We start from the raw sequence: 23,134 nt of genomic DNA on the forward strand, positions 1-23,134 counted from the left end.
ACGCCCGTCATGAATATCTCAAAGTTCTTTATCGACCGTCCAATCTTCGCGGGCGTGCTGTCGACACTTATCTTCCTTGGCGGATTGATCTCTCTGCCCGCGATGCCGATCTCGGAATATCCGGAAGTCGTGCCGCCGCAGGTCGTCGTTCGGGCCAACTATCCGGGCGCCAATCCGAAAGTCATCGCGGAAACCGTTGCGACGCCGATCGAGGAGCAAATCAACGGCGTAGAAGGCATGCTCTATATGAGCAGCCAGGCGACGACCGATGGCTTGATGACGCTGACGGTCACGTTCCGTCTCGGCACCGACCCAGACAAGGCGCAGCAGCTTGTCCAGAACCGTGTTTCGCAAGCCGAGCCGCGCCTGCCCGAAGATGTGCGCGCCCTTGGCATCACGACGATCAAAAGCTCGCCCGACCTGACGATGGTCGTGCATTTGCTGTCGCCGAACAATCGTTACGACATGACGTACCTGCGTAATTACGCGGTTATCAACGTCAAGGACCGGTTGGCGCGCATCGACGGCGTCGGCGACGTGCAGCTTTTCGGTTCCGGCGACTATTCGATGCGCGTCTGGGTCGATCCCGCAAAGGCCGCCGAGCTCGGGCTTTCCGCCATGGACATCGCCAACGCGGTGCGCGCCGAGAACGTGCAGGCGGCCGTCGGCGTCATCGGCTCGTCGCCGTCCTTGCCCAACCTCGATTTCCAGCTTTCGGTGAATGCGCAAGGCCGCCTCGCGTCGGAAGAGGAATTCGGCGACATCGTCGTCAAGGCGGGCGCGAACAATCAGGTGACGAGACTTCGCGACGTGGCGCGCATCGAGCTTGGCGCGGCCGACTATTCGCTGCGCTCTCTACTGGACAACAAGCAAGCCGTCGCCATTCCGATTTTCCAGTCGCCAGGCTCGAACGCCATCGAGATCTCTGACAACGTCCGCAAAACGATGGCGGAGCTGAAGCAATATATGCCGGAAGGCGTCGATTATCGTATCGTCTACGACCCGACGCAATTTGTGCGCGCGTCCATCGAGGCCGTCATTCATACGCTGCTCGAAGCCGTCGCGCTCGTCGTGCTGGTCGTCATTATATTCCTGCAGACGTGGCGCGCTTCGATCATTCCGCTGATTGCGGTGCCGGTATCGATCATCGGCACGTTTGCGGTGATGCATGTCTTCGGATTTTCGATCAACGCACTGACGCTGTTCGGCCTCGTGCTCGCAATCGGCATCGTGGTTGACGACGCGATCGTCGTCGTCGAGAACGTCGAGCGGAACATCGAGAACGGCTTGCCTGCTCGCGAGGCGACGATCCAGGCCATGCGAGAAGTTTCAGGCCCGATCATCGCCATCGCGCTTGTTCTCGTCGCGGTGTTCGTGCCGCTCGCGCTCATCACCGGCTTGACTGGGCAATTCTATAAGCAGTTCGCATTGACGATCGCGATCTCGACCGTGATTTCGGCCGTGAATTCGCTGACGCTCTCCCCTGCCCTCGCGGCCATTTTGCTCAAAGGCCATGACCAGCCGAAGGATCGGTTGACGCGGGCGATGGACTTTTCGCTCGGCTGGTTCTTCCGGCGCTTCAACCGGGCTTTTACATGGGGCTCCGACGCCTATAGCGGCGGCGTCAAGCGCATCCTCGGGCACAAAGCCATCGCGTTCCTGATCTATCTGATCCTCATCGGCGTGACCGTCGGGTTGTTCAAGGCGGTTCCGGGAGGTTTCGTGCCGGGGCAGGACAAACAGTATCTCGTCGGTTTCGCCCAGCTTCCCGATGGCGCGACGCTCGACCGCACGGAAGACGTTATCCGGCGCATGAGCGACATCACGCTGAAGACGCCGGGCGTCGAGAGCGCCGTCGCGTTTCCGGGCCTGTCGATCAATGGTTTCACGAACAGCTCGAACTCGGGCATCGTGTTCGCGACGCTGAAGCCTTTTGACGAGCGGCGGTCGCCTGACCTCAGCGGTCAAGCGATCGCGGGCAAGCTCAACCAGGAATACTCGGTCATCAAGGACGCGTTCATCGTCATGTTCCCGCCGCCGCCAGTGCAGGGGCTCGGGACGATCGGCGGCTTCAAGCTGCAGGTCGAAGATCGAGCGGGCCTTGGCTACGACGCGCTGACGGAGGCGATGACCGCATTCACCGGGGCCATGTATAAAGCGCCGGAACTCGCGGGCGTCTTTACATCGTATCAGGTGAACGTGCCGCAACTTTACGCGGCCATCGACCGGACGAAGGCGCGTCAGCTCGGCGTCGCCGTGCAAGACGTCTTCGACACGATGCAGGTCTATCTCGGATCGCTCTACGTCAACGACTTCAACAAATTCGGCCGGACCTATTCGGTGCGCGTGCAGGCGGACGCCAAGTTTCGCGCGCGACCGGAAGACATCGGCTTGTTGAAGGTCCGCTCCAACACCGGCGCGATGATCCAGCTTTCGGCTCTGCTTGACGTCAAGCAGATCGCGGGGCCGGAGCGCGCGATGCGGTACAACGGCTTCCTGACGGCCGACGTCAACGGCGGCGCGGCGCCGGGGTATTCGTCGGGCCAAGCAAAGGCGGCGGTCGAACGTATTGCCGAACAGACCCTTCCCAAAGGCATCGGCTTCGAATGGACCGATCTCACCTATCAGGAGATCATCGCGGGTAATTCGGGAATCTGGGTATTTCCGCTTTCCGTGTTCCTCGTCTTCCTGGTGCTCGCCGCGCAATACGAAAGCCTCGTCTTACCCTTGTCGATCATCCTGATCGTGCCGATGGGTCTCCTCGCCGCGATCACCGGCGTCTACCTCTCACACGGCGACAACAACGTCTTTACGCAGATCGGCCTGATCGTTCTCGTCGGCTTGTCGGCGAAGAACGCCATTCTCATCGTCGAGTTCGCGCGCGAGCTGGAATTGGCGGGACGAAATCCGGTGCAGGCCGCAATCGAAGCTACCCGCCTGCGGCTGCGGCCGATCCTGATGACGTCGATGGCGTTCATCATGGGCGTCGTGCCGCTTGTCACGTCGGTCGGGGCGGGCGCGGAGATGCGGCATGCGATGGGGGTAGCGGTTTTCTCGGGAATGATCGGCGTCACGATGTTCGGCATTTTCCTGACCCCGGTTTTCTACGTGATCCTGCGTAAACTCAGCGGCAACAAACCGCTGAAGCACACGGGAGAGGCCACGGTACCGGTTGCCGCTTCACACGCAGCGCACGGCCACGCGGCGCCCGCGCCTGCAGAGTAACCGTGAAAGCGGCGATGTTGCTCGCCGCTCGCTAAAGACAATTCAACAAAAGGAAAAGAGCATGAGTAGCTTAAAGGGCAAGGTCGCCATCGTGACCGGCGCGTCGAAGGGCATCGGCGCTGAAATTTCGAGAGCATTCGCGGAAGCAGGAGCCTCGGTCGCGGTCGACTACGCGTCGAGCAAGGACGGCGCAGATCGCGTTGTCGCCGACATCATCGGCAAAGGCGGCAAATCGATCGCCGTCAAAGGTGACGTCGCGAAAGCCGCTGATTTCCTTGCTTCTGATGAATCTGGTTGGGTCTCCGGCGAAACTCTCCGAGTTGCTGGCGGATACCATTGACAACTGTGCGGCGGGGCTGCGATGCCCTGTCGGCAATTCGCCATCGCGTAAGAGTCCGAAGATGACCACGATCATTCGCGTCGCCAATCTGTCGAAAACCTATGCTTCGGGTTTTACGGCTCTCCAAGATATCAACCTTGAGATCAAGCAGGGCGAGATCTTCGCCCTGCTCGGGCCCAACGGTGCGGGCAAGACGACGCTGATCAGCACCATTTGCGGCATCGCCAATCCGACGACAGGCACGATTACCGTCGACGGAAAGGATATCGCCGCAGAATATCGCTCGGTGCGCGCGATGATCGGCCTCGTGCCGCAAGAGCTTTCGACCGACATGTTCGAGACGCCATGGGCGACGGTTAATTTCAGCCGTGGGCTGTTCGGCAAGCCGCGCAATCCGGCGCTTGTCGAGAAGGTGCTGCGCGATCTTTCGCTGTGGGAGAAAAAAGACGACCGCATCATGACGCTATCGGGCGGCATGAAGCGTCGACTCCTGATCGCGAAGGCTTTGGCGCACGAACCGCGCATCCTGTTTCTCGATGAGCCGACAGCGGGAGTCGATGTCGAGCTTCGCCGTGAGATGTGGAATGTCGTGCGAGAGATGCGCGCAAAAGGCGTCACCATCATCCTGACGACGCATTACATCGAGGAAGCGGAGGAGATGGCCGACCGTGTCGGCGTCATCGCTAAAGGCCGGATCATTCTCGTCGAGGAAAAAGACGAGCTGATGCGCAAGCTCGGAAAGAAGCAACTTCTCTTGCAGCTCTCCGCGCCGCTCGACGCCGTCCCAGAGGCGCTGGCCCAATACGGCTTGCAGTACGGTGCCGATCAGAACGAGTTGATTTACACCTACGATACGCGGGCCGAGCGAACGGGCATCACGGCACTTCTGAACGACATGCGCGCCGCCGGGATATCGTTCAAGGATCTCTCGACGACGCAAAGTTCGCTCGAAGATATTTTCGTCGACCTCGTAAGGGAAAAGCGATGAACATCGAAGCCGTCCGGGCCATCTATACTTTCGAGATGTCGCGGTGGGGCCGCACGCTCATGCAGAGCATCGTATCCCCGGTGCTATCGACATCCCTCTATTTCATTGTTTTTGGCGCCGCGATCGGTTCACGCATTTCAGACATCGAAGGCGTCAGCTACGGCGCGTTCATCGTGCCCGGGTTGATCATGCTTTCCTTGTTGACGGAGAGCACGTCGAACGCCTCGTTCGGCATCTATTTCCCGCGATTTACAGGAACAATCTACGAACACTTGTCGGCACCCATCTCGCCATTCGAAATCGTGCTCGGCTACGTCGGGGCGGCAACGACGAAGTCGGTGCTCCTGGGCCTCATCATTCTCGGCACAGCTAGCTTGTTCGTGCCGATCCACATCCTGCATCCGTTCTGGATGCTGGCATTTCTGGTGCTGACGGCGGTGACGTTCAGCATGCTCGGGTTTGTGATCGGCGTGTGGGCCGATGGCTTCGAGAAGCTGCAAGTGGTGCCGCTTCTCATCATCACGCCGCTGACGTTCCTCGGCGGCACGTTCTATTCTTTAAAGATGTTACCCCCCGCGTGGCAGACGGTGACACTCTTCAATCCTGTCGTCTATCTCATCAGCGGCTTTCGCTGGAGCTTCTACGAGATTTCGGATGTGAACGTCGGCATCAGCCTGCTCATGATTTTCGTATTTCTCGCGATTTTCATGAGCATCGTCTGGTGGATATTCAAGACGGGATATCGGCTGAAGACGTGACGCCAGCGATCATCCCTTTAAGTACCAGCCCCAAGGATCGCTGCTCGCATATTTCGTGATCTGCTTGGGTTCGAGGAAATTGTTGAGGCCCCACTTTCCAAGCTCGCGCCCGATGCCGCTCTTCTTGATGCCACCCCAGGGTGCTTCGAGGAAGGTCGGCTGCGAACAGTTGATCCAGACGACGCCGGCTTCGAACGCGTCGGCGACACGCGCAGCACGCGCCGGGTCGCCTGACATGACGGCGGCCGCCAAGCCGAATTCGCTGTCATTGGCTAGCGCGACCGCTTCAGCCTCCGTTTGGAATGTCGAAACTGCGAGCACGGGGCCAAAAATTTCTTCTTTCCATATCCGCGCATTGGGCGAGACATCGGCAAAGATCGTCGGCTCCAGGAAATAGCCTTCATTGAGATGCGACGGTCTCGCACCGCCAGTCACCAACGTCGCTTCGCTTTTGCCGACGTCGATGTAGCCCAGGACTTTCTCATACTGGTTTTTGCTGACGAGCGGCCCGAGCAGAATACCCGGCGCCATACCGTCACCGATCGTGATCTTTTTCGCTTCCTCCGAGAGCCGATCGATGAGCTTTGGAGCGATCCCCTTCTCTACGATCATGCGAGACGTGGCGCTGCAGACCTGGCCCTGGTTCCAGAAGATGCCGAACATGACCCATTCGACGGTCTGTTCGATGTCTGCATCATTAAAGACCACGATCGGAGATTTGCCGCCAAGTTCCAGGCTGACGCTCTTAACATCGCGCGCGGCGGCGGAGGCAACGGCGATGCCAGTCGGGACGGAGCCCGTAAAAGCGAGCTTGCGGACGTCGGGATGCGCCGCGAGGCGTGCGCCCGCTGTCGCGCCGTAACCGGTCACGACATTCAGGACTCCACCCGGCAAGCCGACCTCGGCCGCGATGCGCGCCAGTTCAAGTGCCGACAGCGGCGTAAATTCCGACGGCTTCAAAACAACCGCGCAGCCCGCAGCGAGGGCTGGCGCTACTTTCCAGGCAGCCATCAAAAGCGGGTAGTTCCACGGCACGATCAGGCCCGCCACGCCAGCCGGCATGTATTTCATGTGCGTCTGGAAACGATCGTCCGGCAGGCTGATCGTCTCGCCTTGGCGGCCGTCGAGTTCCTCAGCGTAAGTCGCGTAAAGGTTGAAGCAGTAGGCGGTGTCGCCGACGTCCCACAGGGCTTCCGGCAGCGGTTTGCCGTTGTCCCGCACCTCGATCTCGGCGAGCGCCTGCTTTTGCTCTTCGATTTTAGCGGCAATCGCGCGCAGGTATTTGGCGCGGTCGTGTCCAGATGTGCGCGACCAAGGTCCGGCAAGCGCGGCCTTGGCGGCAGCGACCGCTGCGTCGATATCTTCGGCGGTTCCGGCGGCACACCGATGGAATACGCGCTCATCGGCCGGATTGATGACCTCAAGCGTTCCGCCGTCGTGGGGGGCGCACCATTTGCCGTCTATGAACAGCTTCGATTCCATCGTCGTTCCTGCTGAAAGATGTGCGTTTTGATTCTCAGGATGCCGCGACCACGGCAGCCTTGAACCCGTCGAGGAAGATATCGGCATGCTCGCGAGTAAAGCAGAGCGGTGGCCGGATTTTCAAGACGTTGCCATGTCGACCGGCTATGCCGATAAGAATGTTCCTGTCGCGCATGCCGTTGACGATTTTCTCGGCGGCTTCGCTGTCGGGTTCGCGCGACTGCCGGTCCTTGACGATGTCGACACCGATATAAAGGCCGGAACCGCGAACGTCGCCGACGTAACCGGTGTCCGAGCCCGCAATACGAAGCTCGGAACGCAGATAGGCGCCGGTCTCGAAGCTGTTCTGCTGTAATCCTTCAGTCTCCAGCACGTCCAACACCGCGAGCCCCGCCGCGGCAGCGACAGGGTTGCCGCCGAAGGTGTTGAAGTAACCGGACTTGGTGCCGAAGGCTTCGAGTAGCGCGGGTTTAATGGCGACGCCGCCTATCGGAAAACCATTGCCCATCGGCTTTCCCATGACGACCATATCGGGCACGAGTTCGTGGCGATCGAAGCCCCACATCTTTTCGCCGGTGCGCCCGAAACCCGGCTGTACCTCGTCAGCGATATAGACGCCGCCTGCTTCGCGAACCGCGGCGACGGCAGCAGTGAGGAATCCTGGCTCGCCTGGAAATACGCCGTCGCTCGAGAAGATGCTGTCGGCGATGAATCCGGCGAAGCGAATTCCCGAGGCTTCCATCCTCGCGATGGCGGACTTCACATCGTTCGCAAGTCGCGTTCCAACGTTTGCGTGGGCTTCGCGATACGTGTCCGGAGCGGGAACAAGAAACACGTAAGGCGGCCGCGGTTCGGCGCTCGCGGACGACGGCGAGATTTCGGTCACGGCGGACGTGTTGCCGTGATAGGCATTGTCCGTGACGATGAACCCCGTGCCCCCCGTTACCGCGCGTGCGACGCGAAGGGCGAAGTCGGCGCTTTCACTGCCTGTACAGGTGAAGACGATATTCGACACCGGATCCGGCATCGTGCCCAGCAGCCGTTCGGCATAGGTGTAGATGTTCGAGTAAAGGTAGCGGGTATGCGTATTGAGCGTCCCGATCTGGCGCGATACGGCTTCGACCACGCGCGGGTGGCAATGTCCGACGGAGGGCACATTGTTGTAAGCATCCAAATATCGCGTGCCGTCGGCATCATGAAGCCACGCGCCTTCGCCCCGAACGAGGTTGAGCGGTCGCTCGTAAAAGAGCATGGAGGTCGGACCGAAGGTCGCTTTCCGGCGCTTGACGAGGCTCGCCGTGTCGGGGGAAAGCCCCTCGGCCGCGTTCATATCGAAGGCGTTCAGCTCAAGTATCTTTCGTGGTGCTTCCATTCGGCCCTCGGGTGATTTCCCTGTTCGAGGCGGTACCCTTCCGCACGTCTTTTCGGCTCAATATAGGCTGTGACGGATGTTGCAGCTTGACCGACCCTCGCGGCGTCTGTTCAGTTCGATCACTGGCGTTGCACTAGCCTTGAGCCATACTTGAATTGGGCCCGTCAACTTCGAGGGGGCTCAGGTCAAATCGCGACGCGCGCCAAGGGCTATCGTGTGCCCGCTTCAATCGGACGCTTCTTTACCGAGAACACATACCATGACGGAAGAGTCGCACGTACGCGCCAATCGCTGGAAGCGGTTTTCCGACTGGGACGAGCGACCGCTTCGCCTCGACAAGTTTGCCATCGAGGATGCATCGAGCGGCTTCGCGGCTTTTAACAGCCCCTATGATCCGAAACCCGGCCTGTCGATGGGGACTGGAGTCGTCGAGTCGATGGACGGCATCGCCGTTCGCGACTTCGACATGATCGATATTTTCATAGCGAAATATCATCTGGACCCGAAGATCGCGCCGGAAGCGATGGCGATGCCATCGATCGAAGTGGCGCGCATGCTCGTCGACATGAACGTGCCGCGCACGACACTCGTTCGCCTGGCACACGGCATGACTCCCGCCAAGCTTGCCGATGTCGTCGCGCACCTATCGTCGCTGGAAATCGCCTTTGCCTATAGCAAGATGCGGGCACGGCAGACGCCGGGCAATCAGGCGCACGTCACGAACGCCAAGGATGATCCGCTGCAGATGGCGGCCGATGCGGCGACAGCGGTTGCTTTCGGCTTCGACGAGATCGAGACGACGATGCGGGTCGCGCGCAATTCGTGGTCGAACGCGGTTGCCTGCGCGGTCGGGGCTTCGGTCGGCCGGTGGGGCACGTTGTTTCAATGTTCGAGCGAAGAAGCGGAGGAGCTGAAGATCGGCATGGCTGGGTTCACATCCTACGCCGAAACGCTTTCGGTCTACGGCACGGAAAAGAGCTTCATCGACGGCGACGACACACCATGGTCGAAGGCGTTTCTGGCCGCCGCCTACGCTTCGCGCGGTATCAAGATGCGCTGCACGTCGGGCGCCGGGTCCGAGTTGCTGATGGGATTTCACGAGAAGAAATCGCTGCTTTACCTCGAAGCGCGATGCCTCTGCCTGCAACGCGCGATGGGCGTGCAGGGCACGCAGAACGGCGGCGTCGATGGTGCGCCCGTCACCTGCACCGTTCCGGGCGGTATGCGCGAGTTGATGGCGGAGAACCTGATCGCGGTCTGGCTCGATCTCGAATGCGCGTCCGGCAATGACGCGCGCGCGACCGAATCCGAAATCCGCGTCGGTGCGAAAATCCTGCCTTACCTCATTGCCGGATCGGACCTCATCTGCTCGGGCTTCGGCTCGATCCTGAAGTACGACAACTCCTTCAATCCTTCGCTGCTCAACGGCGAGGAGCTTGAGGATTACCTGGTTCTACAGCGCGATTTCGAGGCTGACGGCGGGCTGACGCCAGTCGGCGAAAGCCGCATCATGGAGCTTCGCGCGCGGGCCGTAGATGCCATCAGCGCCGTACTCGAAGAACTTGGGCTCGCGAAGCCGACCGCCGACATGAAGCAGAGCGTGATCGCGGCGTCGGGCTCGGATGAGACCCGTACTTTCTCCGGCAGAGAAGTCGGTCAGATCAGCGAAGGGATCTTCGCGCGCTCTATCACGGTCATTGACGTCATCAAGGCGCTGGCGGCGCGGGGCTTCGGCGATGAGGCGGAAAACCTTTTAAAGCTCGTCCGGCTGCGCGTCTCGGGCGACTATCTGCAAACATCCGCGGTCGTCCGCGACGGAAAGATCGTCAGCGCCGTCAACAATCCCAATGAATATACGGGGCCTGGTACGGGTTACCGCCTCAGCGCAGAGCGGCGCGAAGAGATCGTGGCGATCCGGGACGTGCTGACACGCCAGGAAGTGCTGCGCGGCGAAGCCACCTTCCGACCGGCCGAGATCACGCGCATCTCCTACCGCCCGGCCGGACCGGCGGCGGCCACGCATAATCCGCGCGAAGTCGTCATCGGCATCAGTCCGGCATTCGGGGTGAAGCTGTTCCAGACCGTCGCAGGCCATCCGCTGTCGGCCATCCTGCGCGTGCTCATCGCCGGGATCACCGAAGGCGGCTGCACGGCGCGGGTCGTGCGCATGCTCCATACCGCCGACACATCTTTTCTGGGTCTCAGCGCGGCGCGGCTTGCGGGTTCGGGCGTCGGGATCGGCATTCAGGCCAAAGGCACGGCCGTCATCCACCAGAAGGACCGGCTGCCGCACAACAACCTTGAACTCTTCTCGAACTCGCCGATCACGAAGCTCGAACATTACAAGCGGATGGGCCTCAACGCCGCGGCCTATGCGCTCGGCGAAATGCCCGAACCGGTGATCGTGCCGACGCGCGGCGAAGCCATGGGGTCGCGCTACCATGCCCGCGTTTCCATGATCTATGCCATCGAAACCGAAATGACCTCGGAAGGCGCCGAGCCGGAAGAGATCGATATCAAATTCCTCGGAGCGGCCGCATGACCGAGAAGCCTCTATCGGTTGCCGACTACCCGCTCGCGGAGAAGCGCCCGGACGTCGTCGAAACCAAGGCCGGAAAAACGCTCGACGACATCACGCTGGATGCCGTTCTGTCGGATCGTGTCGGCCTCGAAGATCTTCGCATTACCGGCCGAGCGCTGCGCCAGCAGGCCGAAATCGCGCAGGCGGCTGGACGGCCGACGCTCGGGGCCAACTTCGGGCGGGGCGCCGAACTCGTCGATGTGCCGCAAGACGTCATTATGCGGGTCTACGAGCTTTTGCGCCCGGGTCGGGCCGGTTCGAAGAAAGAGTTGCTCGCGGCAGCCACGGAGCTTCGCGACGTTTACGGTGCCACCGGGGTCGCCGTTTTCATCGAGGAAGCCGCCGACGTTTACGAACGTCGTTCTCTCTACAAGAAGCGATATTGAAAGGTCACGTATGAGCTGGAAGACTGCCTATCGATCCTTTTACTACGACGGCGCCCCGGAACCGGCGGACCCGGATCTTTCCAAAGCTCATACCGCCCTCCTCGTCATCGACGTGCAGAATACCTACCTCGAACGGCCGGATCGCGCCTCGCTTTCGGCCGAGGACCAGCGCCGGTACGACGCCTGGACCCCGTTCCACGACCGCATGCATCAAACGGTTTTGCCACGAACCAAGGACCTGCTCGAAACCTTCCGCAATAACGGCATCGAATGCCTTTTCGCGCGCATCGCCTGCCATACCAAGGACGGCCGCGACCGGTCGCTATCGCAGAAGATGCCGGGCTGGAACAACCTGCTGCTGCCCAAAGACGAACTGCCGTCGCAGATCGTTCCGGAGCTGGCGCCGGTCGGAGACGAAATCGTCGTCACGAAGACAACGGATAGCGCGCTGACGGGAACGAACCTGCGGCTGATCCTGACCAACCTCGGGATCAAAACCGTCGTCTGCTGCGGGATCTTTACCGACCAGTGTGTCGCATCGACGGTCCGGAGCCTGGCCGACGAAAGTTTTGCCGTTGTGGTGGTCGAGGACTGCTGCGCGGCCGGCTCGGACGAGCTTCACCATAAGGAGCTTGAGGTCATGAACATGATCTACTGCCACGTCATGTCGAGCACAGAACTCCGGCAGATCATGGCGCTTGGCTGAGTTAGGTCAAGTTTTGACAGCGCAATGTCAAACCTTGCTTCGCGCCGCACATATACGCTCCGAACAGTACAAATCCGTCCGGCGAGCTAAGCCGTAAGGCGATGAGCCGCAGATCACCACAAGATAGTATGTGTACGTTTACATATGGCGCCGAACAGATCCTGGATGTTCGGATGACTGCAACCCAGGGGGAGTAGCCAACGTGACCTCACCAAATGCCAGTGCGCTCGAAGCCCAAGAGAGCTTCGACATAAGTAAGGACGCTTCAGTCGATAAGTTGCATGCCAAGGCAATCGGCTTGATCGGCGTGTTGTTTCTGACGGTTACAGGAGCAGCGCCGGAATCGGCGATGCTCGGCAACGTGCCGTTCGCCGCTGGTTTCGGCAACGGCACCTATGTACCGGCTGCCTTTCTACTCGCCACGATCGTGTTGACGATCTTTTCCGTCGGCTATGCTGCGATGGCGAGCAAGGTCTCCTCGGTCGGAGGCTTCTACTCCTTCATCAGTCTTGGTCTCGGCCGCGATGTCGGCATGGCGGCCGGCATCGCTTCGCTGGCGTCCTACAGCGTGTTCGAAGCCTCGCTCACCGGTTTGTTCGCGTTTTTCGGCAACTCGTGGCTTCAATCGCATTTCGGAATCAATGTTCCGTGGATCTATCTCGCTCTCTTCGTTGTCGTACTGAGCTCGATCCTCTCCTATCAGGACGTGAAGCTTTCGGTGAAGGTTCTCGGCGTTGCGCTGGTACTGGAAGTGATCATGCTTCTGATCTTCGACGCCGGCGTGTTTCTCGCAAAGGGTCCCGGTGCCTTCAGCCTTGAATCGCTGAACGTCCTGCACGTCATGACTCCGGTGGCCGCGCAAAAGGTCGGAACGACCGACATCGCGGCCGGTGCGGCGGCAGTTGGCGTGTTCATGGCCTTCTGGTCGTGGGTCGGCTTCGAGATGGCTCCGAACTATGCCGAGGAATCCGTTGATCCGAAGCATATCATCCCGCGCTCGCTGTATTATTCCGTCATAGGCCTCGGCATCTTCTATATCATCACGAGCTGGTGCGCGATTGCCGCCTATCCGTCGGAAAGCGACATGCTGGCGAAGGCTGTCGGCGACTCGGGCAACTTCTTCCTCTCTCCATTGACCCAGTTCGTAGGACAGTGGGCAAACGAAGCGATGGCCGTGCTCATTCTGACGAGTTCTTTTGCCTGCAGCATGGCCTTTCACAACGTGGCTGCTCGCTACATGTACTCGCTGGGTCGTGAAGGTGTTCTCCCTGGCGCCCTGGGCAAAACGCATCCGACCCATAAGAGCCCGCATGTGGCTTCGGTCGTCCAGACGTTGTTTGCCGCGCTCTGGATCTGCCTGTTCGCCTACTTCTTCGGTACGAACGATCCCAACGCCCAAGCGTATCTCGGTGTGTACACGATGCTCGCCGTTCTCGGCACGATGCTCCTGCTCATTCTGCAGGCCGTCGTTTCTATCGCGATTATCGTCTACTTCCGCGCCAATCATCCGGGCGAGGTCAACATCTTCGCCGGGCTGATCGCCCCGGTCATCGCCTTCGTTTCGCAGGTCTACCTCGTCTATCTCCTGGTCGAGAATCTCGAAACGTTCGGCGGAACCGGTGGCTTCGGCGGCCGCATCCCGCTGATCGCGTTCGTCATCCTCGGCATCGGTCTCGCCTGGGGCTTGGCGTTGCGGGTGATTGCGCCTGCCGCGCACGCTCGCATCGGCCGGATGGTCTTGAACGACTAGACATCCGTCTCGCATCGGCCAAAACAATGGGGCGGGCGCCTAAGCAGGCGTCCGCCTTTTCATAGGGAAACCGCACGAACAAGGGGGCAACGCAATGCTCACGTCTATCGCAGGCCGGTCCGTCATCGTGACAGGTGGAAGCAAAGGCATCGGCAAGGGGATCGCACGGGTGTTCGCCAAGAATGGCGGCAAGGTCATGGTCGTGTCGCGTCATCTCGACGAAGCCGAAGCGACGGCCGAAGAATTCCGCAGGGATGGCGGTACGGCGAAAGGCATCGCTGCCGATATTACCAGCATGGGCGACATGCAGGTTCTCGCGGATGCGACGGCCAGCGCTTATGGCGGCGTCGACATTCTTTGCGCCAATGCCGGCATCTTTCCTCAGACCAAGATCGAGGACCTGTCACCCGAAGATTGGGATTTCATCTCGGCGACGAACCTCAAGGGCACGTTCCTGCCGATCAAGGCCTGCCTGCCCTATCTGAAAAAATCGGACCAGGGGCGCATCGTCATTACGTCGTCGATCACAGGTCCCGTCACGGGCTTCCCGGGTTGGGCGCACTACGGCGCGACGAAGGCCGGGCAACTTGGATTCATGCGCACAGCCTGCATCGAATTCGCGAAGTACGGCATCACGGTCAATGCCGTCCTGCCGGGAAATATCGCGACGGAAGGCTTGGCTGCGCTCGGTCCGGAGTATGAGAAGTCGATGGCGGCGTCGATCCCGCTGAATAAGCTCGGAACGGTGGACGACATCGGCTATGCGGCGTTGTTCCTGGCGTCGAAAGAAGCCGGCTACATCACCGGGCAAACGATCATCGTCGATGGCGGCCAGATTTTGCCGGAGAGCATGGACGCGCTGGCGCAAGCTTAGACAAAAAAAGCGGCGAGCGCTTCGTTTGAGAGAGATTCAATCAGCCTTGGCTACGCAAAACCTCGGCACGAAGCGCTCGCGGAGAGAGACCGGTCCATCGGCGCACGGCGCGGCTGAAGGCCGAAAGCTCCGAATAGCCTACTAAAAACGCGATTTCCGAGAAGGATAGCTGGCGCTGGCGCACGTAGGAGAGCGCCAGATCGCGGCGCGTATTCTCGACGAGCGTGCTGTAGTTCAGGCCATCATAGTGAAGCTCGCGCTGGACAGTGCTGAGCGGGAGGCGCAGTTCGGCGGCGATCCCTTCGATGGCGGGGAAGCCTTCGGGGAGTCTGGCTCTTACGGCGCTGCGGATGCGATCGGTGATGCTGGAGCGAACGTCCCGCCGCTCGGATAGCCGTTCGAGGCAAAGCTTCATCGCCGACATCAACCGCGAGTCGGCCGCCGGCATCATTTGCTTCAGGATTTGCTGGCGAAAAATAATGGCGTTCGCGGGTTGCGAGAAAAACACAGGCGATCCGAATGCGCGCTCGTGCTCGCGCCAAGCTTCGGGCTTGGGATGTTCGAAATGCACTTCCTCCGGCGCCCAACTCGGACCCATCGCCTCGCGAATGAGGTTGAGGCGCATGCCGAGGGAAAGCTCGGCATCCTGGCGCCGCTCTATGATCTGGGGCGCGACGATCCTGTATTCCAGCCGAACGAGACCATCGGGCGATTTGACGAGGGAGATCGAGGACGATTGCTGATGAAGCGGGAACAGGTCGATCAGCGTGTTGAGCGCATCGCCGAGCGTTGAAGCCGACAGCGCCGCGTAGCCCACGAGACCAAGATCGCGCGTATCGAATGAATTTCCGAACCACAAGCCGAAGTTGTCGTTACGCGTGATGCGGGCGCTTTCTTCGAAGAGCCGACAATAGGAACTGAGGCTAAGTTGCAGTGTGGGTAAGCCGGCCATTTCCGGCGACATTCCGGCGTTGCCGAAAATGCGATCGACGTCGCCCCTCTGGCGCTCGATAAATTTGACGACGCCGGTGGCAGCGGAAGCCATGACCGAAGGATCGGCGTCTCTGCCGGTCGAGTTGCCGGCGCTTATCGTCAGGGTCTCGCCGATGCCAACACCCATCGTTTCCTGCTAGGCAGGAGCCAATATTCCAAAGAAAAAGGCTAGCAGAAGCGCCCGGCGGGTCAACTATCAAGCACGATTAATTATTCGGCATTCACTTGCCGCATTTGCACAATTGCGCTGCAATATTCAGCCGAACAGTCGGCTCAAAATGCCCTTTTTCGGTGAGGATACGGCGATCGAGGAGCTGGTTGGGCGGCCATACCGGGAAAGGTAGGTTTCGCAGAGCGGGATCGAGCCCTGCGTGTAGGAAACGCCCATCGATTGGGCGAGTTCGGTTTCCGAGTGCGATCCGATCCACGCGACCAAGAGGAGGCGGCGCAGCATCACGAACGTCGCGATTTCGTTCTCTTCTTCCGGGCTCAGCGTGCCGATGCGGCGGTAACCGCGGACCCAGGCGTTCAGAAGCTCGGGCACTTCGGGCGTATGCTCGAAAAACGAGACCGTCGTCGCGCAATCATAGAGGAGCCAGGAGAAGCCGCTGTCGTCGAAGTCGATGACTTTGACCGTGCTGCCGTCCATGAGGAGATTGGCAAGGCGCATATCGCCGTGCACCAGGTTGAAGCGATCGGGCGATTTGCCGAAGGCTTCGAGGCGCTGCGCGATGAGGGCGACGGTTTCGGAGAACGCCTCAAGGGCCTCCGCCGTCATGCCCATGCCGTCCTTCCAGTAGCCCCAATGCGGGCGATTGCCGAGGCTCGTTTCGAAGTCCCACGAATGGCGTTCAAACCAGACCGGCCGTTGCCACTTGCGAACATGGGCGTGCATGTGCGCGGCGGTTTCGCCAAGAAGTTCAAAACCTGCGACGTTGGTTTGCTCCGGCTCGGCGCCGTCTTCCCAATCGAAAAGGACGACGTTGCGCGGATTTGGAAGGCCTTCGCCCGCCACCGCCTGGATGTATTCGCCGTCGAGGCCCCGGACGGCCGTCGGCGTCGCGACGCCGCCGCTTTCACGCAAAGCTGCGAGCCACGCAAGCTCGGAGGCGATGGCCGTTCGCGAGTGGTAGCCTTCGCGATGGACGCGGAGAGCCCATTTGCGGCCGGTGCCATCCTCGACCTTATACGTCGCGTTCTCGGAAACGTTGATGAGCTTGACGGGTGCGCCATCGGGCAGACCGAAGCGCTTTATCGCGCGCTCGGCCAAAGCCTGCAGGCGTCGTAGCAGTTCTTCATGGCTGAGTTCGTCGGTGCCCGTCATCAGCGCCTTGAGATCCCGTGTCTGCGCCCGCGCGAGACGACACTGCGGTCGCCTCTTTTGTTCACGCTACCCTAAGAAGGGGCGACGAGGCGAACTTGACCTCGCTGCTACCGCAGTTGACAGGGCAGCAAGCACGGCGTGCTGCCCTGCAATATGTGCGACTTAGAGCTTCACCATCACGTGACGCGCCACAGTGTAATCTTCGAGCGCGTACATCGAAAGGTCCTTGCCGTAGCCCGACATCTTGTAGCCACCGTGGGGCATCTCGCTGCAAAGCATGAAGTGTGTGTTGACCCATGTGCAGCCGTACTGCAGGCGCGACGCGACCTTCATGCCCTTGCCGATGTCGGACGTCCAAACCGACGACGCGAGGCCATACTCGCTGTCGTTCGCCCAGGCGATCGCCTCCTCGGCGTCATCGAACGGCGTGACCGAGACGACCGGGCCGAACACTTCCTTGCGCACGATCTCGTCTTCCTGCGTCGCGCCGGCGATGAGCGTCGGTTCGAAGAAGAAGCCCTTGCCCTCACTGGCCTTGCCGCCGGCGGCGACATTGATGTGGTTCAGCTGCCTTGCGCGATCGACGAAGCCCGCAACGCGGCCTTTCTGGGCGGATGAGATCAGCGGTCCGAGGTCGTTGTCGTCGTCGTTGGGCTGATTGAACTTCAGGCTCTTAACGGCGCTCGAGAGATCGGCAACGAGATTGTCGTAGACCTTCTTGCCGGCGTAGATACGGCAAGCGGCGGTGCAATCTTGCCCAGCGTTGTAGAAGCCGAAAACTTTCACGCCTTCGACGACGGACGCGATGTCGGCATCGTCGAAAACGATGACCGGGGCCTTGCCGCCGAGTTCAAGGTGCGTGCGCTTGATCGTCGAGACCGCAGCCTGAAGCACCTTCTGGCCGGTGCCGATGCTGCCCGTCAGCGAGACCATCGCGACCTTCGGATGATTGATCAGCGCGGAACCCGTGGTCGCACCCTTGCCGACGACGATGTTGACGACGCCTTCGGGGAAGATATCGGCGATGATCTTGCCGAGTTTGAGAAGCGTCAGCGGTGTTTGCTCCGACGGCTTCAGGACGATGGTGTTGCCGCCCGCAAGCGCCGGACCGAGCTTCCAGGCCGCCATCATGAGCGGATAGTTCCACGGTGCGATCGAGCCGATGACGCCGACCGGATCACGGCGGATCATCGAGGTGTGACCGGCGAGGTATTCGCCCGCGACGGGACCGTGCATGTTGCGCACGGCGGCAGCGAAGTAGCGGAAGCAATCGACGATCGCCGGCATCTCGTCTTGCAGCACGCGGATGCGCGGCTTACCGGTGTTCAGCGCTTCAAGCGCCGCGAAAGCTTCTGCGTCCTTCTCGATCGCGTCGGCAAGTTTCAGGAGCAGCGTCGAGCGTTCGGCGGGGGTCGTCTGCGACCATGTCTTGAAGGCTTTTTCAGCGGCGTTGACGGCGGCATCGACCTGAGCGACGGACGCGTCGGGCAGATTGGTGATGACGTCTTCCGTCTTCGGGTTGACGATAGGTTCGGGCGCGTCGGTTCCGGCGACGAAGTCCGAACCGATCAGCATGTTGGTTTCGAGCATGTTTTCCTCCAATGGTCGCTCGGGCTCTTCGCTATTTCGAGGAGCCGCCGGTATGTTCGCCTTCTCGCGTCAGATAGTAGGCCGCGAGAATGGGTAAAAGCGTCACGATGAAAACGAAGACGGCAACGACGTTCGTCACCGGTCGCTGCCGAGGGCGGATCAATTCGGACAGCATCCAGATCGGCAAGGTTGTCTGTTGTCCGGCCGTGAACGTCGTGACGATCACTTCGTCGAACGACAGCGCAAACGACAGCATGCCGCCCGCCAACAGAGCCGTGCCGATTTGCGGCAGGATAATGTGGCGGAAGGTCTGGAACGAGTCGGCGCCGAGATCCATCGACGCTTCGACAAGATTTCCCGGAAGCCGCCGGAACCGGGCCACCGCGTTATTGTACACGACGACGATGCAGAATGTCGCGTGGCCGAGGATGATCGTCCAGACCGAGAACGGGATGCTCATGATGTCGAAGGCGGAGCGGAGCGCGATGCCCGTGATGATGCCGGGCAACGCAATTGGCAGCACGAACAGCAGCGAAATCGTTTCGCGGCCAAAGAACTTCGTCCGCGACAGCGCCGCCGCCGCGAGCGTGCCGAAGATCAACGCGAGAATCGTCGCGATGGCTGCGACCTGAAGCGATAAATAGAGCGGCGGCCAAATGTCCGGGCGCGAATTCCAGGCGACGCCGAACCACTTCGTGGTCAGACCCGGCGGCGGGAACTCGAAGCTCTTCTCCTCGGTAGTAAACGCGTAGAGGAAAATGAAGGCCAGCGGTAGATGCAGGAACAGCAGCCCCGCGACCGCCGAAATACGCAGGCCAAGCGGGGACGAATTTTTTCCGTTAGAGGACATCGAAAGCCCCCATGCGTTTCGCCATCCAGAGGTATGCGGCCATGATGACCATCGGGACGACGGTGAAGGCCGCCGCCAGCGGAATGTTTCCGGCCGTGCCCTGCAGCGTGTATACGGCCTGACCAATCATCAGACGCGAATTGCCGACGATCTGGGGAATGATGTAATCGCCAAGTGTCAACGAGAACGTGAAGATCGAGCCCGCGACGATGCCCGGCAGCGCCAGCGGGAAAATTACCGTCCTGAAGGTTTGACCGGGTTCGGCGCCGAGATCGGCCGATGCCTCGATGAAGTTCGCGGGAACGCGCTCCAGCGCCGCCTGGGTCGGCAGGATCATGTAGGGCAGCCAGATATACACGAAGACCAGGAACGTTCCGACATAGCTGAACGACAGCGACGGTCCGCCGACGACCGGCAACGCCAAGATGCCGTCAAGCAGCCATCCAAGATGCAGGAAATTGGCGAACCAGGTGAGGACACCTTCCTTCGCGAGGATCAATTTCCACGCATACACTTTGACAAGATAGCTCGACCACAGCGGCATCATCACCGCGAGGTAGAAGAGAGCCTTGGTCCAGCCGCGCGCATAGCGAGCCGCGTAATAGGCGATTGGAAATGCGATGATTGCGCTCGCAACCGTGACCAGCGCCGCCATGGTGACGGTGCGCAGAATGATTTGGACGTTCGAACCCTCGAACAGCTGCGCGTAGGTCGAGAGTGTGAATTCGTGGACGACGACACCCGAAAAGTCGTCGAGAGAATAGAAGCTCTGCATCAGCAGCGCGAACAGGGAACCGACATAGACGATGCCGATCCAGAGAAGCGGCGGCGTCAATAGCAGGACCGTCAGGAGTTGCGGACGCGTAAAGAAGACGTCGGAGATCGTGCCCGCAATCCCCCGCCGCGTTTCGTGAATGGCCGCCGTCACGCGCCGTCTCCCATCGCGACCATCGCGGATTTCGGCCACATGAGCACGACGCGATCGTCTTTGTTGAGAGATGTGCCAGCCGGGATCGTGGCGACGACAGGCAATTTGTCGGTCGCGACGGTAATCCGCGTCGCGGCGCCTTGATAGCTAACGGCTGTCACGACGCCTTTGGCATGGCCATAATCGGACGGAACGATAGCGGTTTCAGGCACGATCCTGATGCGTTCCGGGCGCAGACTTGTCCACGCCGCCATCCCGCCATGAGAGGCGGCAAATTCCGGCGGCAGCACGTTCGACGAGCCGACAAAATCAGCGACAAAGCGCGACTTCGGACGCTCGTAGACGTCGGAAGGCGTGCCGATCTGGACGATCTTGCCGTCGTTGAAAATCGCGACGCGGTTCGCCATCGAGAGCGCTTCGCTCTGGTCGTGCGTCACGAACACGAAGGTGATGCCGAGGCTGGTCTGCAGCGATCGCAATTCTTCCTGCATCTGCTCGCGCAGCTTCAGATCGAGTGCGCCGAGCGGTTCATCGAGAAGGAGGACCTTGGGACCGTTCACGAGCGCGCGGGCAAGCGCGACGCGCTGGCGCTGGCCGCCCGAAAGCTGGGCCGTGCGCCGCGTCTCGTAGCCGCCGAGCTTGACCATCGCGAGGGCGTCTTTGGCTTTCGCCTCACGCTCGGATTTGGCGACGCCCTTGATCATCAAACCATAGGCGACATTCTCGCCGACGGTCATATGGGGAAAGAGGGCGTAGTCCTGGAAGACGGTGTTGACGTTGCGCCGGTAAGGCGGAAGTCCCTCAGCGGTTTCGCCGAAAATTTCGATGTGGCCCTCGTCGGGCTGCTCGAAACCGGCGATCAGGCGAAGGCATGTCGTCTTGCCGGAACCGGACGGACCGAGAAGCGCGAAGAATTCGCCCGGCTCGATATCAAGCGACACGCCGTCAACGGCGCGCACCGAGCCGAAACGACGCGATACATTCTGAAAGCGGACTGCTGGTGACATGAAACTTCTTTTGGGTCTCGCGGCCGGCGAAGCGGCCGACCGCAAGACATTTAAGCTTTACTTACCGAGAATGGCGATGAAGTCTTTCGCCCACTGCGAATAGGGAACGCAAGAGCTTTCCTTCTCGCACTTTGCCGTCGGCGTGCGCCAGAACCAGATCTTTTCGAAATTCTCCGATCCGTTCGTCGCGCAGCCCGCGTCCGTCAGCAACGCGTTGCCTTTACAGGCAGCGGGCACTGTCGGGACCGAACCGAACCAGGAGGCGAGATCGCCCTGGAGTTTCGAGTTCAGCGAATGCTCCATCCACTTGTAGGCGCAGTTGGGATGCTTGGCGTTCACATGCATCATCGTGGTGTCGGCCCAGCCTGTCGCACCCTCTTCCGGAATGGTCGAGGCGATAGGCTTCTTGTCGGCTTCCAGCAGGTTTACCTGATAGGGCCATGACGACGACGCAACGACGCCTTCGTTCTTGAAGTCATCGACCTGAACGGTCGCGTCGTGCCAATAGCGGCCGATCAGCGCGCGCTGCGACTGCAGCAGCGCGACGACGGCGGCGTACTGCTCTTTATTGAGTTCATACGGGTTTTTGATGCCAAGTTCGGGCTTCTTCTTGCTGAGATAAAGCGCGGCGTCGGCAATATAGATCGGGCCGTCATAGGCCTGCACGCGGCCTTTGTTGCTCTTGCCGTCGGGCAGAGTCTGTTCTTCGAATACGACCGACCAACTCTTTGGCGGCTCCTTGAAGACCGTCGTGTTGTAGGCGAGCACGTTCGGACCCCACTGATAGGGGACGCCGTAGTGAACGCCATCGACCGTGTGCCACGGCGCGTCCTGCAGGCGCGGGTCGATCGTCTTCCAGCTCGGGATCAGGTCAATGTTGACCGGCTGGACTTTCTTGCCGGCAATCAGGCGAAGCGAAGCGTCGCCGGACGCGGTCACGAGATCGAAGCCGCCCTGGTTCATCAGGGTCACCATTTCGTCGGAGGTTGCCGCGGTCTTGACGTTGACCTTGCAGCTCGTCTCCTTTTCGAAGCTCGTCACCCAGTCATAATTCTTATCGGATTCGCCGCGCTCGATGTATCCGGGCCAGGCGACGATATCGACCTCGCCTTCTCCCGCCCCAACCGATTGCGGCGGCTCGCCCCACGCGGAGAAGCTGCCCATCACAAGAATTGCTGCCGATGCTACAAGTGTCTTTCGAGTGGGCGTCATGTATGCTTACTCCTTCGATTGCGCGCCGCGACGAGGGCGGTGGGCGTCGAGTCATCCACCCGAACCTCGCCCACGGGGTCTACCGCCGCGATGTTAATTCAGGAATTTCGGACACGCCAGAGAGGCGTGATGCTATTCGCTCACGGGGCGTGGGTTGGAAGCGCAAACGAATGGCGGAGTGCAAAATCTTTCGGCGGCCCGTTCCGGCGCGGGATTGCCGGCTAATTTCGCAGGCTATTGCCAATTGGGCCTGTGGTCGCGATTGGTTATCGCGTAAGATTTACCAACGCCGGTGGATGGAGGCCGATCCTGTTTGTTGGATGGCAGACGAGGCTTCGGTTTTGAGAACGTTCTTGAAATGCAGCGCGGTATGAAATGGCAGTCATAAAAATCCGCATCGACTTCGACGGCGACCGCTACATCGGCCACGGCCGCATCCAGCTGCTCGAACTGATCGGCCAGCACGGCTCTATCGCGAAGGCGGCGAAAGCCATGGACATGTCGTACAAGCGCGCCTGGTACCTGATGGATGAATTCAATTCGATGTTTGCCGATCCTCTGATCGAGCGCCAGCATGGCGGGAAGGGTGGCGGAGCGGCGAAGCTGACGCCATTCGGGGCCGATCTCGTTCGTCAGTACCGAGACATGGAGGCCAAGGCCCTCAGTGTTTTCGCAAAGCCGCTGGCCGCGGTCGAGAAGCACCTCGCGCCGAAGGAAGCGGTCAATCCGAAGCCCGCGAAGAAGGCCGGGCAGTCGGCGCGGACCTGA

Annotated in this window: 18 protein-coding genes and 1 pseudogene; 10 read left to right on the plus strand and 9 right to left on the minus strand. The window is 60.5% G+C overall.

Annotated elements, in window-relative coordinates:
• Positions 1-9: 9 nt before the first annotated feature.
• From WC811_RS08500 to WC811_RS08515, 4 genes and pseudogenes are all read left to right on the plus strand, one after another.
• Complete coding sequence (locus WC811_RS08500; protein WP_372643035.1) at positions 10-3,225, plus strand: efflux RND transporter permease subunit; 3,216 nt, start codon at positions 10-12, stop codon at positions 3,223-3,225.
• A gap of 61 nt (positions 3,226-3,286) precedes the next feature.
• Positions 3,287-3,496: pseudogene (locus WC811_RS08505) on the plus strand (SDR family NAD(P)-dependent oxidoreductase); the annotation flags it as partial.
• Between the two features lie 130 nt (positions 3,497-3,626).
• Positions 3,627-4,553, plus strand: coding sequence for an ABC transporter ATP-binding protein (locus WC811_RS08510; RefSeq protein ID WP_372643038.1), 927 nt, complete (start codon positions 3,627-3,629; stop codon positions 4,551-4,553).
• Entirely contained in the window at positions 4,550-5,311 is a 762-nt protein-coding gene (locus tag WC811_RS08515) for an ABC transporter permease (protein ID WP_372643040.1), read from the plus strand. Before WC811_RS08510 ends, WC811_RS08515 begins: the two co-directional genes overlap by 4 nt.
• A 9-nt stretch (positions 5,312-5,320) precedes the next feature.
• On the opposite strand, the gene WC811_RS08520 is transcribed toward WC811_RS08515, so the two are convergent.
• Together WC811_RS08520 and WC811_RS08525 are read right to left on the minus strand one after the other, a co-directional pair.
• Positions 5,321-6,793 (minus strand): aldehyde dehydrogenase family protein, encoded by a 1,473-nt coding sequence (locus WC811_RS08520; protein ID WP_372643042.1) that lies wholly within the window; start codon positions 6,791-6,793, stop codon positions 5,321-5,323.
• Positions 6,794-6,827: 34 nt separating this feature from the next.
• Positions 6,828-8,165, minus strand: a complete 1,338-nt coding sequence (locus tag WC811_RS08525) for an aspartate aminotransferase family protein (RefSeq protein WP_372643045.1) — start codon at positions 8,163-8,165, stop codon at positions 6,828-6,830.
• Positions 8,166-8,424: 259 nt separating this feature from the next.
• Between WC811_RS08525 and WC811_RS08530 the strand changes: the two genes are divergently transcribed.
• The 5 genes from WC811_RS08530 to fabG all read left to right on the plus strand — a co-directional run bounded on the left by WC811_RS08530 (position 8,425) and on the right by fabG (position 14,462).
• Positions 8,425-10,707 carry a propanediol/glycerol family dehydratase large subunit gene (locus WC811_RS08530; protein WP_372643049.1) on the plus strand — a complete coding sequence of 761 codons (2,283 nt, stop codon included), beginning with the start codon at positions 8,425-8,427 and terminating at the stop codon, positions 10,705-10,707.
• Complete coding sequence (locus WC811_RS08535; RefSeq protein WP_372643051.1) at positions 10,704-11,132, plus strand: diol dehydratase small subunit; 429 nt, start codon at positions 10,704-10,706, stop codon at positions 11,130-11,132. Before WC811_RS08530 ends, WC811_RS08535 begins: the two co-directional genes overlap by 4 nt.
• Before the next feature lie 10 nt (positions 11,133-11,142).
• Positions 11,143-11,838, plus strand: a complete 696-nt coding sequence (locus tag WC811_RS08540; protein ID WP_372643054.1) for a cysteine hydrolase family protein — start codon at positions 11,143-11,145, stop codon at positions 11,836-11,838.
• Positions 11,839-12,040: 202 nt separating this feature from the next.
• Entirely contained in the window at positions 12,041-13,588 is a 1,548-nt protein-coding gene (locus WC811_RS08545) for an APC family permease (protein ID WP_372643057.1), read from the plus strand.
• Positions 13,589-13,682: 94 nt separating this feature from the next.
• On the plus strand, positions 13,683-14,462 hold the full coding sequence (fabG, locus tag WC811_RS08550; protein ID WP_372643059.1) for a 3-oxoacyl-ACP reductase FabG: 780 nt from the start codon (positions 13,683-13,685) through the stop codon (positions 14,460-14,462).
• Between the two features lie 40 nt (positions 14,463-14,502).
• Here the strand turns inward: fabG and WC811_RS08555 are convergent, their stop codons facing one another.
• The 7 genes from WC811_RS08555 to WC811_RS08585 all read right to left on the minus strand — a co-directional run bounded on the left by WC811_RS08555 (position 14,503) and on the right by WC811_RS08585 (position 22,318).
• Positions 14,503-15,582 carry an AraC family transcriptional regulator gene (locus WC811_RS08555; protein ID WP_372643062.1) on the minus strand — a complete coding sequence of 360 codons (1,080 nt, stop codon included), beginning with the start codon at positions 15,580-15,582 and terminating at the stop codon, positions 14,503-14,505.
• Between the two features lie 129 nt (positions 15,583-15,711).
• Positions 15,712-16,779, minus strand: coding sequence for a phosphotransferase enzyme family protein (locus WC811_RS08560; RefSeq protein ID WP_372643065.1), 1,068 nt, complete (start codon positions 16,777-16,779; stop codon positions 15,712-15,714).
• Between the two features lie 162 nt (positions 16,780-16,941).
• Positions 16,942-18,369, minus strand: a complete 1,428-nt coding sequence (locus WC811_RS08565; protein WP_372643068.1) for a gamma-aminobutyraldehyde dehydrogenase — start codon at positions 18,367-18,369, stop codon at positions 16,942-16,944.
• 31 nt (positions 18,370-18,400) lie between these two features.
• Entirely contained in the window at positions 18,401-19,219 is an 819-nt protein-coding gene (locus WC811_RS08570) for an ABC transporter permease (RefSeq protein ID WP_372643070.1), read from the minus strand.
• Positions 19,209-20,147, minus strand: a complete 939-nt coding sequence (locus WC811_RS08575) for an ABC transporter permease (RefSeq protein WP_372643072.1) — start codon at positions 20,145-20,147, stop codon at positions 19,209-19,211. Before WC811_RS08575 ends, WC811_RS08570 begins: the two co-directional genes overlap by 11 nt.
• The gene (locus tag WC811_RS08580) at positions 20,144-21,154 is read right to left on the minus strand and encodes an ABC transporter ATP-binding protein (RefSeq protein WP_372643075.1); all 1,011 of its coding nucleotides are present in this window, start codon (positions 21,152-21,154) and stop codon (positions 20,144-20,146) included. Before WC811_RS08580 ends, WC811_RS08575 begins: the two co-directional genes overlap by 4 nt.
• Positions 21,155-21,211: 57 nt before the next feature.
• Entirely contained in the window at positions 21,212-22,318 is a 1,107-nt protein-coding gene (locus tag WC811_RS08585; protein ID WP_372643721.1) for an ABC transporter substrate-binding protein, read from the minus strand.
• Positions 22,319-22,741: 423 nt separating this feature from the next.
• Between WC811_RS08585 and WC811_RS08590 the strand changes: the two genes are divergently transcribed.
• Positions 22,742-23,134: a winged helix-turn-helix domain-containing protein gene (locus WC811_RS08590; RefSeq protein ID WP_372643077.1), complete on the plus strand. Its 393-nt coding sequence runs from the start codon at positions 22,742-22,744 to the stop codon at positions 23,132-23,134.

The sequence above is a fragment of the Hyphomicrobium sp. genome, from assembly GCF_041659645.1.
Lineage (GTDB): Bacteria > Pseudomonadota > Alphaproteobacteria > Rhizobiales > Hyphomicrobiaceae > Hyphomicrobium_B.

Bases quoted from the DNA above. Each gene is read 5' to 3' on its own strand.
- fabG (WP_372643059.1), top strand. From the start codon at position 13,683: ATGCTCACGTCTATCGCAGGCCGGTCCGTCATCGTGACAGGTGGAAGC.
- WC811_RS08530 (WP_372643049.1), top strand. From the start codon at position 8,425: ATGACGGAAGAGTCGCACGTACGCGCCAATCGCTGGAAGCGGTTTTCC.
- WC811_RS08560 (WP_372643065.1), bottom strand. From the start codon at position 16,779: ATGACGGGCACCGACGAACTCAGCCATGAAGAACTGCTACGACGCCTG.
- WC811_RS08540 (WP_372643054.1), top strand. From the start codon at position 11,143: ATGAGCTGGAAGACTGCCTATCGATCCTTTTACTACGACGGCGCCCCG.
- WC811_RS08590 (WP_372643077.1), top strand. From the start codon at position 22,742: ATGGCAGTCATAAAAATCCGCATCGACTTCGACGGCGACCGCTACATC.
- WC811_RS08565 (WP_372643068.1), bottom strand. From the start codon at position 18,369: ATGCTCGAAACCAACATGCTGATCGGTTCGGACTTCGTCGCCGGAACC.
- WC811_RS08525 (WP_372643045.1), bottom strand. From the start codon at position 8,165: ATGGAAGCACCACGAAAGATACTTGAGCTGAACGCCTTCGATATGAAC.
- WC811_RS08510 (WP_372643038.1), top strand. From the start codon at position 3,627: ATGACCACGATCATTCGCGTCGCCAATCTGTCGAAAACCTATGCTTCG.
- WC811_RS08500 (WP_372643035.1), top strand. From the start codon at position 10: ATGAATATCTCAAAGTTCTTTATCGACCGTCCAATCTTCGCGGGCGTG.
- WC811_RS08555 (WP_372643062.1), bottom strand. From the start codon at position 15,582: ATGGGTGTTGGCATCGGCGAGACCCTGACGATAAGCGCCGGCAACTCG.
- WC811_RS08570 (WP_372643070.1), bottom strand. From the start codon at position 19,219: ATGTCCTCTAACGGAAAAAATTCGTCCCCGCTTGGCCTGCGTATTTCG.
- WC811_RS08515 (WP_372643040.1), top strand. From the start codon at position 4,550: ATGAACATCGAAGCCGTCCGGGCCATCTATACTTTCGAGATGTCGCGG.
- WC811_RS08520 (WP_372643042.1), bottom strand. From the start codon at position 6,793: ATGGAATCGAAGCTGTTCATAGACGGCAAATGGTGCGCCCCCCACGAC.
- WC811_RS08585 (WP_372643721.1), bottom strand. From the start codon at position 22,318: ATGGGCAGCTTCTCCGCGTGGGGCGAGCCGCCGCAATCGGTTGGGGCG.
- WC811_RS08580 (WP_372643075.1), bottom strand. From the start codon at position 21,154: ATGTCACCAGCAGTCCGCTTTCAGAATGTATCGCGTCGTTTCGGCTCG.
- WC811_RS08535 (WP_372643051.1), top strand. From the start codon at position 10,704: ATGACCGAGAAGCCTCTATCGGTTGCCGACTACCCGCTCGCGGAGAAG.